12 protein-coding genes are annotated in these 13,893 nt (G+C 70.9%); 3 read left to right on the top strand and 9 right to left on the bottom strand.

From position 1 onward, the window contains the following. Window positions 1-85: 85 nt before the first annotated feature. The 7 genes from tssG to tssB all read right to left on the bottom strand — a co-directional run bounded on the left by tssG (window position 86) and on the right by tssB (window position 7,023). Entirely contained in the window at window positions 86-1,102 is a 1,017-nt protein-coding gene (gene tssG / locus FB600_RS07995; protein WP_013689202.1) for a type VI secretion system baseplate subunit TssG, read from the bottom strand. After that, the gene (tssF, locus tag FB600_RS07990) at window positions 1,066-2,955 is read right to left on the bottom strand and encodes a type VI secretion system baseplate subunit TssF (RefSeq protein WP_145756491.1); all 1,890 of its coding nucleotides are present in this window, start codon (window positions 2,953-2,955) and stop codon (window positions 1,066-1,068) included. Before tssF ends, tssG begins: the two co-directional genes overlap by 37 nt. A gap of 6 nt (window positions 2,956-2,961) precedes the next feature. Then, complete coding sequence (gene tssE / locus FB600_RS07985; protein WP_036033063.1) at window positions 2,962-3,465, bottom strand: type VI secretion system baseplate subunit TssE; 504 nt, start codon at window positions 3,463-3,465, stop codon at window positions 2,962-2,964. Between the two features lie 13 nt (window positions 3,466-3,478). Next, window positions 3,479-4,300, bottom strand: coding sequence for a type VI secretion system accessory protein TagJ (locus tag FB600_RS07980; RefSeq protein WP_105849359.1), 822 nt, complete (start codon window positions 4,298-4,300; stop codon window positions 3,479-3,481). Window positions 4,301-4,374: 74 nt separating this feature from the next. Continuing rightward, window positions 4,375-4,866, bottom strand: coding sequence for an Hcp family type VI secretion system effector (locus FB600_RS07975; protein WP_226285078.1), 492 nt, complete (start codon window positions 4,864-4,866; stop codon window positions 4,375-4,377). 133 nt (window positions 4,867-4,999) lie between these two features. Further along, the gene (gene tssC, locus FB600_RS07970; protein WP_025098239.1) at window positions 5,000-6,493 is read right to left on the bottom strand and encodes a type VI secretion system contractile sheath large subunit; all 1,494 of its coding nucleotides are present in this window, start codon (window positions 6,491-6,493) and stop codon (window positions 5,000-5,002) included. A gap of 8 nt (window positions 6,494-6,501) precedes the next feature. Then, on the bottom strand, window positions 6,502-7,023 hold the full coding sequence (gene tssB / locus FB600_RS07965; protein WP_013689196.1) for a type VI secretion system contractile sheath small subunit: 522 nt from the start codon (window positions 7,021-7,023) through the stop codon (window positions 6,502-6,504). A 419-nt stretch (window positions 7,024-7,442) separates the two neighbouring features. Here tssB and FB600_RS07960 point away from each other — a divergent pair, with 419 nt between their 5' ends. The 3 genes from FB600_RS07960 to FB600_RS07950 are packed head-to-tail and all read left to right on the top strand — an operon-like array spanning window position 7,443 to window position 10,767. Next, a complete protein-coding gene (locus tag FB600_RS07960; protein WP_145756490.1) occupies window positions 7,443-8,414 on the top strand; it encodes a hypothetical protein in 972 nt (323 codons plus the stop codon). Then, complete coding sequence (locus FB600_RS07955; protein ID WP_096752408.1) at window positions 8,411-9,331, top strand: DUF3365 domain-containing protein; 921 nt, start codon at window positions 8,411-8,413, stop codon at window positions 9,329-9,331. The genes FB600_RS07960 and FB600_RS07955 overlap by 4 nt, the downstream gene beginning before the upstream one ends. Then, window positions 9,328-10,767 (top strand): serine/threonine-protein kinase, encoded by a 1,440-nt coding sequence (locus FB600_RS07950; RefSeq protein WP_098151592.1) that lies wholly within the window; start codon window positions 9,328-9,330, stop codon window positions 10,765-10,767. The genes FB600_RS07955 and FB600_RS07950 overlap by 4 nt, the downstream gene beginning before the upstream one ends. Before the next feature lie 102 nt (window positions 10,768-10,869). Here the strand turns inward: FB600_RS07950 and tagH are convergent, their stop codons facing one another. Then, on the bottom strand, window positions 10,870-12,096 hold the full coding sequence (tagH, locus tag FB600_RS07945) for a type VI secretion system-associated FHA domain protein TagH (RefSeq protein WP_186467851.1): 1,227 nt from the start codon (window positions 12,094-12,096) through the stop codon (window positions 10,870-10,872). 147 nt (window positions 12,097-12,243) lie between these two features. Next, window positions 12,244-13,848, bottom strand: a complete 1,605-nt coding sequence (locus tag FB600_RS07940) for a hypothetical protein (RefSeq protein WP_145756488.1) — start codon at window positions 13,846-13,848, stop codon at window positions 12,244-12,246. Between the last annotated feature and the right edge of the window lie 45 nt (window positions 13,849-13,893).

The following is a 13,893-nucleotide window of genomic DNA, read 5'->3' as shown; positions in this document are numbered from 1 at the left end:
CCTGTAGTCAGTGAGGCGGCGCCGGGCCAACGGCGGCCACCGGTTCGAAATGAAAGGCGCGTCGCGCCGTGCTGCGTGCGCCGCGCTAGGCCACCGGCGTCAGCACCACCTGGTCGGCATCGGCCGGCTTGGCGTAGCGCCCCATCCAGGTGTTGAAACCCATGCGGCCCGCCTGCCCGAGGTGGCTGGCGGGCACCTCCTCCTTCTTCAGCACGAGCTGCACATCCCAGCCCTTTTCCTCGCCCGCGTAGAGCTTGACGGCGGCCGTCAGCTCGCGCAGCGCCTCGCCGCCGGGCAGGAAGCGGTTGAACTCGGCCAGCCCGAGCGGGCCGATGCGCAGCCGGAAGCGCTGCTGCGCGCCGCGCACCTGGGCGCCCAGCGTGGCGTTGCGGCCCATCGAGGCCATCGCGCCGCCCATGCGCAGATGCGCGTCCTCGGGCAGGGTCATCCAGCCGACCACAAATTCGAGCACCTGCACCGGCACGCCGAAGTAGTGCTCCAGCAGGCCGCGCAGGCCCTCGGCATTGCGCGCCTGCGGCACCAGCCGCCCGGCGAAGAAGCGCTTGAACTGGTCCGGCAGCGCGTCGCGGTCCTGCAAGCGCGGCGTGGCGATGCCGATCAGCGCGCCGACATAGGTGCGAAAGCGGTCGCTCTCGGGCCGGTCGTACTGCACGGTGGGCTGCGCATCGGCCCAGGCGCGGTAGAACAGGCTCAGCATGCGGTGATGGAACACGTCGGCGAAGGCCGTCAGCGTGGGGTCCTTGGCATTGCGCTCGCGGTCCACCGCGTGTTCGGTGAGGTGCAGCGGCAGCGGCCCCTGCGGCCCGAACAGGCCCAGGAACAGCCCGTGGAGCCGCCCCGGCGCGCCGCCCGTGCCGGGCTCGAAACGCTCGATGCTGCGCGCCGGGAATTCCAGCGTGGCCGCGTGCGCGAGCCGCACCGGGTCCTCGGCCGGCTTGGTCGAGTGGCCCAGGCGCGGGCGGGCCGGGTAGGCGCATTCGAGCCGCCGCATCGCCTCGAAGAATTCGAAGTCGAACGGCCGCTCGCGCAGCGCCGCCTCCAGCGCTACAGGATCGGGCGCTTGCCGGGCGTTGCGGGCCATCGGGCCACCTCGTTGCGTTCTTGGGTGCGCAGCACGGTCTCGGTGAAGGCGTTCAGCGAGACGTAGCGCGCCAGGAAATGCTGCAGCACCGAACCCAGCAGGAAGGCGCTGCTGCCCTCGAAGGCCGAGTCTGCGCAGGTCAGGGTGATCTCCAGGCCGCGCCCGTAGGTGATCGGGCCCGGCACCGGCACGCGGCGCGTCACCGGCCGCGCCGAGGCCTGGCGGATGCCCTCGACCTGGCGGCGCGCGGCCGCGTCGAATTCGTCGTGGTAGAGGCCCAGCATCTCGCGCAGCGAGGCCGCGCCCTGCTCGCCCTCGTCCTCCAGCAGCGACAGGTAGTTCAGCTGCAGATGGCTGATCAGCCGCCAGGCGGTCTCGCCGGTGGCGACCGGCGCGCGCGGCCGGGTCGGGCCCGCCACGCAGCGGATCGAGGCCACCGGCGCGTCGGTGTCGAGCGTGAAATCGGTATAGGACTTGCCCACCGGCATGTGCAGCGGCAGGTCGCGATTGGTGCAGAGCAGGCGCAGGCCGAGCTGGCGCAGCGAGGTGGCGTAAGGCGCATCCTTGCCGTCCACCAGCGCGATGAAGGTCTCGCTGCCCACGTAGCTGGAGCGCGCGCCGTTCTGCTTCTGCCGCGTGGAGAGCAGGCGCGGCTCGCGACGCAGCGTGTAGAAGGCCGCCTGGCCGCCGTGCCAGTTGCGCGAATTGCTGTCGTAGAACGGCAGGAAGCGCTGCTCGGGTTCCTGGCGATCGCCGTAGCCCTGCACTTCCAGCACGCTGTGCACCTCGAAGTCCATCGGCCGCGTGCGGTCGCCGAGGATGTGATATTCGGTGCGCCCGCCCTGCAGGTGGATGCGATCGGCGCGCCGCTCGAACAGGTTGGCCGCCGGCGTGCAGAACAGCCTGAAATTGCCGGCGTCGATCGCGTTGTGCAGGCGCGCCACGCTGCGGTCGAGCCACACCACGATCTCGAACGCCTTGCCGCGCGCGCGAGCCAGCAGCGCGCGCAGGCCGGTGAATTCGACGAAGCGGAAGCGCTCGGGGCAGGCGAAGTATTCCTGCAGCAGCCGGTAGCCGCTGAACGAGCGGCTGCCGTAGGGCAGCATCGCCTGCTCCTCGTCGAAGCCGCTGGCGCGTAACGCGGCCCGCTCGTGATGCAGCTCGACGAATTCGCCCTCGCTGGCCGAGGCGGTGCGCACCGTGTAGCCCAGGCCGTTGGCCAGCAGTTGCTCGTAGAGCAGGGCCGGCAGCTCGTCGGCGCCAGCGAGGTAGACTGGCAGCGTGTCGAGCGCGAGCATCTTCGCCTCGGCACCCGCCAGGGTGCGAAACCGCAGCCGCAGCCCGGCACGCGCGGCGCGCCCCGGCGGCGGTACCAGGCCCGCCGCGGCCAGCGCGGCCGGCGTGTCGAAGTAGCGCGCCTCGGCCAGCTCCAGCGGCCAGAGCCTGACCTCGTGCGCGGTGCGGTATTCGCAGGCGGTGCGCTCGCCGAAGCCGGTCAGGCTGCGCAGCACCGTGTGCCGCGCCACCGCGTGGCCGGCCGGCGGCAGGTCCTCGGCCGTGTCGGGATGCAGCTGCACCACCGCCATCGACGGGATCGGCGACAGGTAATGCGGGTACACCATCTCCAGCAGGTGCTGGGTGAACACCGGGTACTGCGCGTCGAGCTTGAGCTGCACGCGCGCGGCGAGGAAGGCGAAACCCTCCAGCAGGCGTTCGACGTAAGGGTCGGCGCACTCGAAGCCTTCCATGCCGAGGCGGCCGGCGATCTTCGGGTAGGCGCTCGCGAACTCAGCGCCCATCTCGCGCACGTGCTGGAGCTCGCGGTTGTAGTAACGAAGCAGGCGGGGATCCATGGGGCTTCAGCCGAACAGGGGCGAGACGCGGAACTCGCCGGTTTCGAGGTCGACGTCGGTGCGCAGGTAGAGGCCGAGCGGCATCGGCTGGGCCCACATCTCGGCATCGATGCGGAACGACAGCGAGCGGCTGTCCATGCGCGAGGCGTCGGTGCTGACGCTGACCTGCACGGTATCGGCGATCAGGCGCGGCTCGAAGTCGAGCAGCGCGGCGCGGATGCGGCTCTGCAGCTCGCCCGCGTCGATGCCCGACAGCGCGCTGCCGGCCAGGTCGGGAATCCCGAAGTTGAGCACCGAGTTGCCGACCTGCTCGAGGCCGGGCAGGTCCTCGTCCTCCCACTGGCGCGTGCAGTTCAGCAGCGCGGCGATATCGCGCGTCACGCACTCGCGCAGCTTCGCGGCCGTGATCACGCGCGCCTCGCGGCTCTCCTCGGGCTCGTGCGGTGCCAGGTCGGTCAGCCGGTCGAGCAGCGAGGGCTGCAGGCGCTCCTGCGGGGTCAGTTCGGCCATCGCGGCGGGCCCCTCAGCGCGCGCCGAAGGTGATCGAGCGCACGTCGAGCAGCGGATACTCGGCGCGATCGGTCACCAGCATGCGCTGGCCGCGGCCGGTGAAGCAGTCCTCGCCGTGCTCGACCCAGGAGGTGCCCGCGGCCAGCGCCAGGTCGGCGATGCCGGAGCGCTCGCTGCCGGCGTAGCGGCAGGGTACGAAGCCCACCGATTCGGCGCCGCTCGTCCAGGTCAGCTTGACCGGTGCCCAGACCTTGTCGCGCAGGTCGCTGGGTGCCTCGAACTCGAGCGAGCGCAACTGCGAGAACGGCGCCCACACGTAGCCGCTCTTCAGGATCAGCTCCAGGCAGGGGCCGAAGCGCGGATCGGCGTCGGCGATCCACTCGAAGGGCTCGCCGTCGATGCTGCCGGCCACGGTCTCGGCCGTGTCGAAGGCGAGCGCGCGCTGCGCCAGCGTCTCGTCGATGCGGTTCTCGGTCAGCGCGTGCAGCGCGCGGATCAGCGGCGCGTGCCAGGTGGCCGGCTCGCCGGCGATGCCGGGGCACTTGCCGCCGGCCAGCACGGCCGCGCGCTCGTGCTCGCCGCGCAGCGCGAATTCATAGGCGGTCGACATCAGCGTGTTCCGCTCGTCGAGTTCGGCCGCCATCTTCAACTGGTTGGCCGCGCGATCCCATTCGCCCACCAGCGCGAGCAACTGGAACAGGAACACGCGCAGCGAGGCATCGGCGGGTCGGCCGCGGACCTCGGCGGACAGGGCGCTCAGGGCCTCGTCCAGGCGTCCATGGGCAAGCAGCGCCGCGGCGTCGGCCGGGCTGGTGTCGGCAAGGGTTGGGTTCACGTCGGTGTTCCGTTGGACGGGGCAAAGCGGGTTGGGCGGGGCCGGCCGTGCCAGCCCCGTTGCGCATGAGGCGCTTACTGCTTGGCGACCTGCTGGATGTCGTAGGTGAAATCCTTGGTGCCGCCGTTGGCCTTGCCCTCGTCGTCCTGCGGCTGGAACGAGTACTTGAACTTGCCGAAGTGCAGCGTGATGTTCTCGGTCAGGCGCTCGTCGCCGCCGGTGCCGCCGGTCGACACCGAGGTGATCAGCACGCCTTCGCTGAGCTCGATGGTCACGAAGTCGGTCTGCTGGCCGGTGGCGTTGGTCACGTACAGGTAGGCGTTGTCGACGCGCGCTCCGGTACAGCAGGCGTTCAGGATCGCGTTCGAGCAGCTGTCGATGTACTTGGTGACCGTGATGTCCTGGATGTTGGCCTTGCCGCCCGAAGCGTAGCCGGCGCCGGTGTGCAGGTTGCCGGTGTTGCTCACGCCCCACGACCAGGCGATGATCGGCACCTCGTTCTTGTGCTTCGAGTGGTTGGACGCGCCCTGGATCGTGACCGAACCGGAGCCGAATTTCAGGTGCATGTCGAATGCCATAATGACCTCTGCTTGCTAGTAAAGTGCTCGCCGATCCGACGAACTGGGTAAACCGGGGCGCCTCGCCCCGGTAAGGGCTGGGTACCATCGGCCGCGCGCGTCGAGCGCGCGCGGCCCTGTTTCATGCGGCGCGTGCCGAGGGCAGGCGCGAGACCAGGCGCAGCGACACCGTCAGGCCTTCGAGCTGGTAATGCGGCTTGAGGAAGAACTTGGAGGTGTAGTAGCCGGGGTTGTCCTCGACTTCCTCCACCACCACCTGAGCGGCCGCCAGCGGCTTGCGCGCCTTGGTTTCCTCGCTGGAGTTCACCGGGTCGCCGTCGACGTAGTTCATCACCCAGTTCGACAGCCAGTTCTCCATCTGCTCGCGCGTGCTGAACGAGCCGATCTTGTCGCGCACGATGCACTTCAGGTAGTGCGCGAAGCGGCAGCAGGCGAACATGTAGGGCAGGCGCGCCGACAGGTTCGAGTTGGCGGTGGCGGCCGGATCGTCGTATTCCTCGGGCTTGGCCACCGACTGCGCGCCGATGAAGGCGGCCACGTCGGAGTTCTTGCGATGCACCAGCGGCATCAGGCCCATCTTGTCGAGCTCGGCCGAGCGGCGGTCGGTGATCGCGATCTCGGTCGGGCACTTCATGTCCACGCCGCCGTCGTCGCTCGGGAAGGTGTGCACCGGCAGGTTCTCCACCGCGCCGCCCGATTCCACGCCGCGGATCCGCGTGCACCAGCCATAGAGCTTGAACGAGCGATTGATGTTGACCGCCATCGAATAGGCCGCGTTCTGCCAGGTGTACTTGCCCGAGTCGGCGCCTTCGGTGTCTTCCTCGAAATCGAATTCCTCCACCGGGTCCGTCTTCGCGCCGTAGGGCAGGCGTGCCAGCGTGCGCGGCATGGTCAGCGCCAGGTAGCGCGCGTCGTCCATCTCGCGCAGCGAGCGCCAGCCGGCGTAGTCGGGCGTGGTGAAGATCATCGACAGGTCGCGCGGGTTCGCCAGCTCGTTCCAGTTCTCCATGCCGAGCAGGCTGGAATCGGCCGCCGAGATGAAGGGCGCGTGCGAGGCCGCGGCGATCTGCGAGATGCCGCGCAGCAGTTCGACGTCCTGAGGACTGTGGTCGAAGTAGTAATCGCCGATCAGGCAGCCGTAGGGCTCGCCGCCGAGCTGGCCGTATTCTTCCTCGTAGACGCGCTTGAACACCGGGCTCTGGTCCCAGGCCACGCCCTTGAAGCGCTTGAGGTTCTTGGCCAGTTCCTTCTTCGAGATGTTCATCACGCGGATCTTCAGCATCGGATCCGTTTCGGAATTGGTGACCAGGTGATGCAGGCCACGCCAGGCGCCTTCCAGCTTCTGGAATTCGGCGTGGTGCAGCACGTGGTTCAACTGCTCGCTGAGCTTGCGGTCGATCTCGGCCACGTAGGCGTTGATGGTCTGCGTGACGTCGTCCGAGACCACGTTCGAATCGCGCAGCACCTGCTCGGCGAGCGTGCGCACCGCGGCTTCCACTTCCTCCTTGGCGCGCTCGTTCTTGGGCTTGAACTCCTTGTTCAGCAGCGCCGCGAAATCGTTCGCCTCGGCCACCGCGCCCTGCGGCGCGCCTTCGAATTGCTTCTGGCTTTCCATGATCGCCATCACTCCTGTCCGGGTTCGGTGTCGGCGGCCTTGGGCGCCGAGCTCAGCGACTGCAGCAGCGCCGGGTCCTTCAGCGCCTGCGCGATCAGCTTCTCCGCGCCGACCTTGCCGTCGAGATAGGTGCCGAGATTGGCCAGCTGGGTGCGCGCCTCGAGCAGCCTGGCGAGCGAATCCACCTTGCGCGCCACCGCGGCCGGCGAGAAGTCGTCCATGCTCTCGAAGCTGATGTCGACCTCGAGGTTGCCTTCGCCGGTCAGCGTGTTCGGCACCGTGAAGTTGACGCGCGGCTTCATCGACTGCATGCGGCTGTCGAAGTTGTCGACGTCGATCTCGAGCGCCTTGCGCTCCTCGATCGGCGGCAGCTCGCCGGCATTGGCGCCGGACAGGTCCGACATCACGCCCATCACGAACGGGATCTGCACTTTCTTCTGCGCGCCGTACAACTCGACGTCGTACTCGATCTGGACGCGCGGCGCCCGATTGCGCGCAATGAATTTCTGACTGCTCTGCCTCGTTGCCATGCGCTGGTTCCTCTGAGGTGCGTAAGGGTTCAGGAATCCGACGGGTGCCGGGGATGCCGCTGGCTGCCGTCGTCCACGACTACAGAACAGCGCGCCGTCGCGATCTATTCCATGCGGGCCGTGTTTTTCGCGAAGCGCGGCGTGTGCTGCCCGCCGCTGCCGCGACACGTCCGTCGGTGTCGTTGCTGGCCTTAACGCATGAGGCTTCGCGAATATTCCTTGCGCATACCGCAGGAAAACGTTTTGTTACGAATTCGCCGCGCGGCGGTCTTCGCGCACGGAATTCGTGCATGGCGTCATGCGCGCGACACGCCGATCCGGCTTCGTGAAGACAAATCGGAATAAATGGCGGGGGCCGGCCGTTCAGCAGATATCCGGTTTCATTCAAGCGGCGCGCACGACGCGTCGCGGCGCTCTCGATGACACGTTATCCAGTTTTTTTCCATCGGCTTGCCCGCCTCGCGCCGCTCGGCCTGCTGGCCTTCGCCTCGGCGGCGCAGGCCTGGACGCTGGTGCGCGCGGCGGCGCCCGTCACGGTGATACACCAGACAGGGCTGTATCAGGCGCAGCCGGGCCAGCGACTGGCGGTGAACGACATGGTCGAGACGCCCGCCCAGGGCGGCGCGCAGTTGCAGGACGAGAGCGGCCGGGTGGTCGCGCTCGGCCCCGATACGCGCGTGCTGTTCGCCCGGGACGCGCACCTGTCGCTGCTGCGCGGCTGGCTCAAGCTCGCCGACGGCTGCGCGGCGGCCGATTGCGCGGCGCCGGTGGTCGACACCGAAGGCACGCGCTTCACGGCGTTGGACCATGCGGCGCTGGTGATCGCGGCCGCGCCGGCCGGCTATCCCGGCGCCGACGATGCCGATGCGGTATTCGTGGAAAGCGGCTCGGCGCGGCTGCTCGCGCTGGGCGCCGCCGCGCGCGGCAAGCCCGCCCAGGCGAAGCTGGCCACGCATCAGTTCGCCGTGCATGCCCGCGCGGCGGCGGCCATCACCAGCGTGCCGAGCCCCGCGCCCGCCTTCGTCGGCGCGATGCCGGTGGCGTTTCGCGACGCGCTGCGCGCGCTGCCGCCGGCGGCGGTGCCGCCCGCGCCGCCCGCGTCACATGCCGCGCCCGCCAACGCCGCGCATCCCGCCGCCTACGCCGAGCTGGCCGACTGGCTGGTCAGCGCCCTGCCGGCCCGCAATGCGCCCGATACGCGCTTCGCCGAGCGCTTCCGCGCGCGGCTGGCCGATCCAGCCTTCCGCCGCGACGTGAAGCAGCACATCCGCGAACTGCCCGATTGGCACGACCTGGTATTCCCGCCGCCGCCGCGACGGCCCGCCGTCGCGGCGCGCAATCCCGTTCCCGACCCGCCCTCGGCCTATCCCTCGATCCACGTCCGCCCATGAAGCTGTCGCTCGCCATCAAGTTCAATCTCGTGTTCGTCGCGATCTTCGCGATCGGACTGACCGCGGCCGGCATCGTCGCCGACCGCGTGCTGCAACAGCAGGCGCTCGCCGAGACGCGCCACGACGCCGACGTGCTGATGAGCGCGGCCGAGGCGATGCAGGACTACACCGCCAAGCACATCACGCCGCTGCTGTCGACGCAGATCCAGTATTCCTTCGTGCCCGAATCGGTGCCGGCCTTCTCGGCCATCGAGATGCTGAACACCTTGCAGGGCAGCTTCCCGAACTTCTCCTATCGCTCGACCATGCTGAACCCGACCAATCCGCGCGACCGCGCGACCGATTGGGAGTCCGAGGTGATCGCGCACCTGCACGACAAGCCCGCGCTGAAGGAGGTGACGGGCCAGCGGCGCACGCCGGGCGGCGAGCAGCTGCTGTTCCTGGCGCGGCCGACCCGCATCACCGACGCGACCTGCATGCAGTGCCACAGCACGCCCGCGGCCGCGCCGCGCACCATGCTCGACAAGTACGGCCCGGCCAACGGCTTCGGCTGGCAGATGAACCAGGTGATCGGCGCGGAGTTCGTGTCGGTACCGATGTCGGAATCGATCGCGCGCGGGCGCGCGCTGTGGCGCAGCTTCATGGAGGCGCTGACGGTGGTGTTCGTGGTGGTGCTGGTGGTGCTCAACGTGCTGGTGCACTTCCTGGTCACGCGGCGCCTGCAGACGCTGTCGCGCGCGGCCGACGCGGTCAGCCTCGGCAAGCTCGACGACGTCGAGCTGCCGACCCGCGGCGGCGACGAGATCGCCTCGCTGGCGGTGTCCTTCGGGCGCATGCGCACCAGCCTGGTGACGGCCTTCGAGATCCTCGACGAGACCGGCGCGGCGAGCACCGCGCCGAACGGGTCGCGGCCATGACGCGCTTGCCGGAACCGCTGCCGGCCAGCATCGGCCGCTACCGCATCGACAACGTGCTGGGCCGCGGCGCGATGGGCGTGGTCTATCTCGCCACCGATCCGCATATCCAGCGGCCGGTGGCGCTCAAGACCATCCGCGGCGAGCTGCTGCACGCGGCCGAGGCGGGCGGCGAGCCCGGCATCGCCGCCGAGGCCGCGCTGCCGGCGCGCTTCATCAACGAGGCGCGCGCCGCCGGGCGGCTGGTGCATCCGAATATCGTCGGCGTGTTCGACTACGGCGAGGCCGACGGCACGGCCTATATCGCCTTCGAATACGTGCGCGGCGAGACCCTGGCCGCGCGACTCGCCGCGCACGCGCGCCAGGGCACGCGCATGCCGGCGCGCAACGTGCTGGTGTGGTTCGCGCAGCTGCTGGACGCGCTCGCCTACGCGCACGAGCTCGGCGTGATCCATCGCGACATCAAGCCGGCCAACCTGCTGATCGCGCCGCGCGGCGAGTGCAAGATCACCGATTTCGGCATCGCCCAGCTCGATACCGGGCGGCTCACCCAGGTCGGCATGCTGATCGGCACGCCCAGCTACATGTCGCCGGAGCAGGTCTCGGGCGCGCCGATCGACGCGCGCAGCGACCTGTTCTCGGCCGGCGTGGTGCTCTACGAGATGCTGACCGGCCGCTGCCCGTTCGCGGGCTCGTCGGCGGCGGTGATGCGGCAGGTGCTCGACGAGACGCCCGCGCCGCCCTCCAGCCTCGCGCCGGAGCTGCCGCCCGAGCTCGACGCGATGGTGCTGCAGGCGCTGGCCAAGGATCCGGCGCAGCGCCACGCCTCGGCGCAGCACTGGCGCGGCGAAGTGCTGGCCCTGCTGGAGACGCTCGCGGCCAGGCTCGACCCGGACCAGACCATCGTGCTCGCGCCGCTCGCGCAGGCGGCGCTGGCCCCGCCGCCGCCGGCCGCCGAGGCGCGCACGCTGCCGGTCGACTGGTCGCCGGAGTTCCTCGCGCAGTTGGAGCAGCGGCTGGTCACCCATGTCGGACCGGTGGCCTCGCGGCTGGTGCGGCGCGCGGCGGCGCAGGCCACCGATCCGCGCATGCTGGCCGCCGAGCTGGCGCGCCACCTGCCCGACGAGGCCGCGCGCCACGACTTCGATACGCTGCTGCAGCGTCACGCGGCTTCGGGCACGGCCGTCACGCGCGTGATGGCGATGCCGGGGGCGACGCAGGCGGGCAGCGGGGCCGGCCAGGCGCCGGCCGTGGATACGGCGCTGGTCGAGACGGCGGTGCAGCGGCTCGCCACCCATATCGGGCCGATCGCGCGGATCGTGGCGCGCCGCGCGGCGGTCGATGCCGATCTCGCCACCTTCCAGGCGCGGCTGCTGGAGGCCCTGCCGGATTCGGTGGACAAGGCCGCGTTCCTGCGCGGGCTCGACGAGGGTTCGTAGCTGGGGGAAGTGGCGGCGCGGCGTGGTGGTTCGGTGGGCTGGTCGATGCGTCGGGCGGGTACCTGGCCGGTTCGCCGCGCGTCCTGCCGCTCGATGCGTCGATCAGTTCGGCGCTTGCTGGCTCGGGGCGGCGAGCGGCGAGTCGAGCGTGGCCGCGGCCTGTTGCGAAACGCGCGTCCAGTCGCGCGCATATTGCGCGCGCAGGCGTGCCGCGCTGCCGGGCAGCCAGTCGCGCCATCCCGCCGTTTCCGGGTCCAGGCGCGCGGGATCGAGTCCGGCGAGGACCTCGCGCAAGCCGCCGCGCAACGCGAGCTGGCGATCGCGCAACTCGCCGAAGGCGTCGCGCAGCCGATCGCGCGAGGCGCTCGCGGTGGAGGCCGACAGCAGCAGGCGCAAGGCGGTTTCGACATCGCCGCGGTCTCGCAGCGGATCGGCACCGTCGAGTTCCGGCCCTGCCGCCGCGCCGGGCATGTGGCCCGTGCGCAGCGCCGCCATCGCGCCGCCCACCGCATCGCGCAGCAAGGCGCCGGCCAGGCGCGCGACGTCGGTCGCGTTCCGGCCCGCCAGCGATGCCGCGTCGATGCCGAGGCCGTCGCAGAGCGCGACGAGCAGTGTGTCGTGCGCGGTGGGGTCGATGGGTTCAGCGTGACGGGTGGTGGCGGCCTCGACTGATTCGAGCGGCCCCGCCTGCATGGATGGGGCCACCTGCGTGATCGAAGACGCTTGTTGCTGGGTCGGAGCCGCTTGCGGGACTTGCGGGGCTTGCGGGGCTTGCGGGGTCGCGATCACCGGGAGCCGCACCATGGTCGGCGTATCCGGCAACTCGTCGACTGCATCCAGCGCGCCGCTTTCGCCCGGCGCCGCCTGCGCCTGATCCGCCGCGCGCAACTGCGTCACCGCATCGACGAGATCGGCCGCCTCGCGCTCCGGCACGCGCACCATGGTCGGCGCGTCGACCTCCTCCTCTTCGCGTCCCGCCAGCGCCGCGAACACCGTCGCGTCCTCGCCGTGGCTCGCGCCCTCGATCTCGATCACGATCCGGTACACGTCGATCGTCAGCGTATCGCCGTCATGCAGTACCACCTCGCGCGAGACACCCGGGATCCGGCCGTTCACGAGGGTCGGGTTGCTGCCCGAATCGGTCAGCAGGTAATGGCCGTCGCGCCAGTCGATGCGCGCCTGCAGGCGCGAGATGGCACGTCGCGTATCGGCCAGCACCACGCTGCAGTCGGTGCCGCGGCCGAGGGTGGCGCCGGCGCCGTCCACCACGATGCGGCGCGAGCCGGTGGCGTCGTGGACGGACAAGGTCAGGCTGGGAACGGCGGACATGCGGGTTTCCTCGCGAGTGCAGGGGCGGACCATGGACAGCCGGGCGCGGCTGGCAGGCGGAAGACGGCCGCTCGTCGATCACAACACCCGAGGCCCGCGATTTATTCCCGCCGTCTCATGCGCCCGCTGCGAGGCCGCCGCCGCGACTCAGGGCGCGTCGTCGCCCTCGGGCACCGGCGAATGCCGCGGCGGCATCGCCGGCAGCGGATGCAGCGAGTCGGCATCGAGCGGCCGGGGCGCCTCGCCACGCGGGCCCTCTTCCTCCACGCGCTGCATCGAGGGCCGCCGGGCCGGCGCGGGCGGCGCGCCCGAGCCCGGCGAGAAACCGCCCCAGTTACCGAAGGACGGAGGCGGCACCTCGACCGGCAGATCGGTGCCGGGCACCTCGTGCGCTACCGGCGCCGGCCGGGTTCCGCCCGGCGCCAGGCCGGGCAAGGCGGCGCCGCCGCCGATCGCGCCGCGCCGTCCCGGCGGCGCAGGCAGCGGCGGCAAGGGCGCCACATGGGGCTGCGAGTGCCGCCGCCCGCCGAGCTGCCCCACCATCTGCTCGGGCCGCAGGCCGTGGCCCTCGACCGCCGAGGCGCGCCGCGAACCCATCGGCGTGGACGGGCCGCTGCCCGAGCCGGGTATCGACGGGCGTCGCGTGCCTTCCTCGCCCTCCCAGCCCGGCTTGGCCGCGTAACCCATGTCCTTGTTGAAGGCGTTCAGCTCGGCCGGCGTGCGGATCAGGCGCCACTCGCCGCGCACGCAGGCCGCCACCGGCAGCGACGCGGCCGCCACGCGCGGGTCGATCGGCTTGTCCGGCTCGTGGTTGCGCATATGCGCGACGTAGTTGTACTGCGAGCCGTGCTGGACCACCGCCTGCCGCGCGTCGCCGAACGGCCGGCCCTGGTCGACGGCGCCGACCGCGCAATTGAGCGCGGCCACCGTGCGCAGCTCCTCGCCCTGCGCCTGCGGCCCGCGATTGCCGGCCAGGTTGATGGTGTGCAGCGTGTCGTAGTCGCCGGTATACATGCCCTTCACGTAATCGGGCACCTGGTGCAGGGCCACCAGGTCGGGGCCCGGCTTGTCGGCATGGATCGGCAGGTAGTGGTGCTTGCCCTGCTCGTCGGCCACCAGCGGCAGCTCGGCCATGCCGGGATGGTTGCGATCGACGTAGACGCCGTCGAGACGGCCGTTCGTGTAGTGCCCGACGAAACCGTCCAGGTCGTGCTCGCGCATCACGCTCATGCGCGCCTCCACGTCCTCGCCCCCGATGGCCGCGAAGGTGCCGGGCTTGATCGACTTGTGCAGCAGGTCGTGCGGCTTGGGCAGCGCGCCCTGCCCGAGCCGCCTCAGGGTCTCGGCGCCGGCCGGCCGAAAGCTGACGGCGGTGCCGGTCAGGCGCGTCGCCACGCCGAGCGCCTTCAGGTGCTCGGGGCGCACGTAGCTGGCGGCGATCTCCGCCTCGAGCGGCGTGAGCGGCTGCTCGCTCGCGATTCGGGCACTCTGCTCGATCTGCTTCTTCATCGGCTCGGACAGCGCGGCCAGCTGCGGCTGCGACGCGCGCCGCAGCGAGCCGGTCGAGTCGCGCTTGCCGCCCGCGCCCTGCGCGGAGGCGCGTCGCCGCGCGCTCAGCGTGCCGTCGCCGAGGCTGCCCTGGCGCGTCGGCTGGCCGGCGGACGGGCCCGGCGCCGGCAGCGTCTCGTGCTCGGCGGAAAAGGGATTGGCGAAGCTGGGCGGCGGGGCGGGACCGGCAAGAGGCTTGGGCATGGATCGAAAGCGGACGAACGGGGCAGGACGAGACGATGCACGGCG

The organism is Burkholderia sp. SJZ089, assembly GCF_007828315.1.
GTDB lineage: Bacteria > Pseudomonadota > Gammaproteobacteria > Burkholderiales > Burkholderiaceae > Burkholderia > Burkholderia gladioli.
This window is presented reverse-complemented; position numbering and strand designations above follow the sequence as displayed.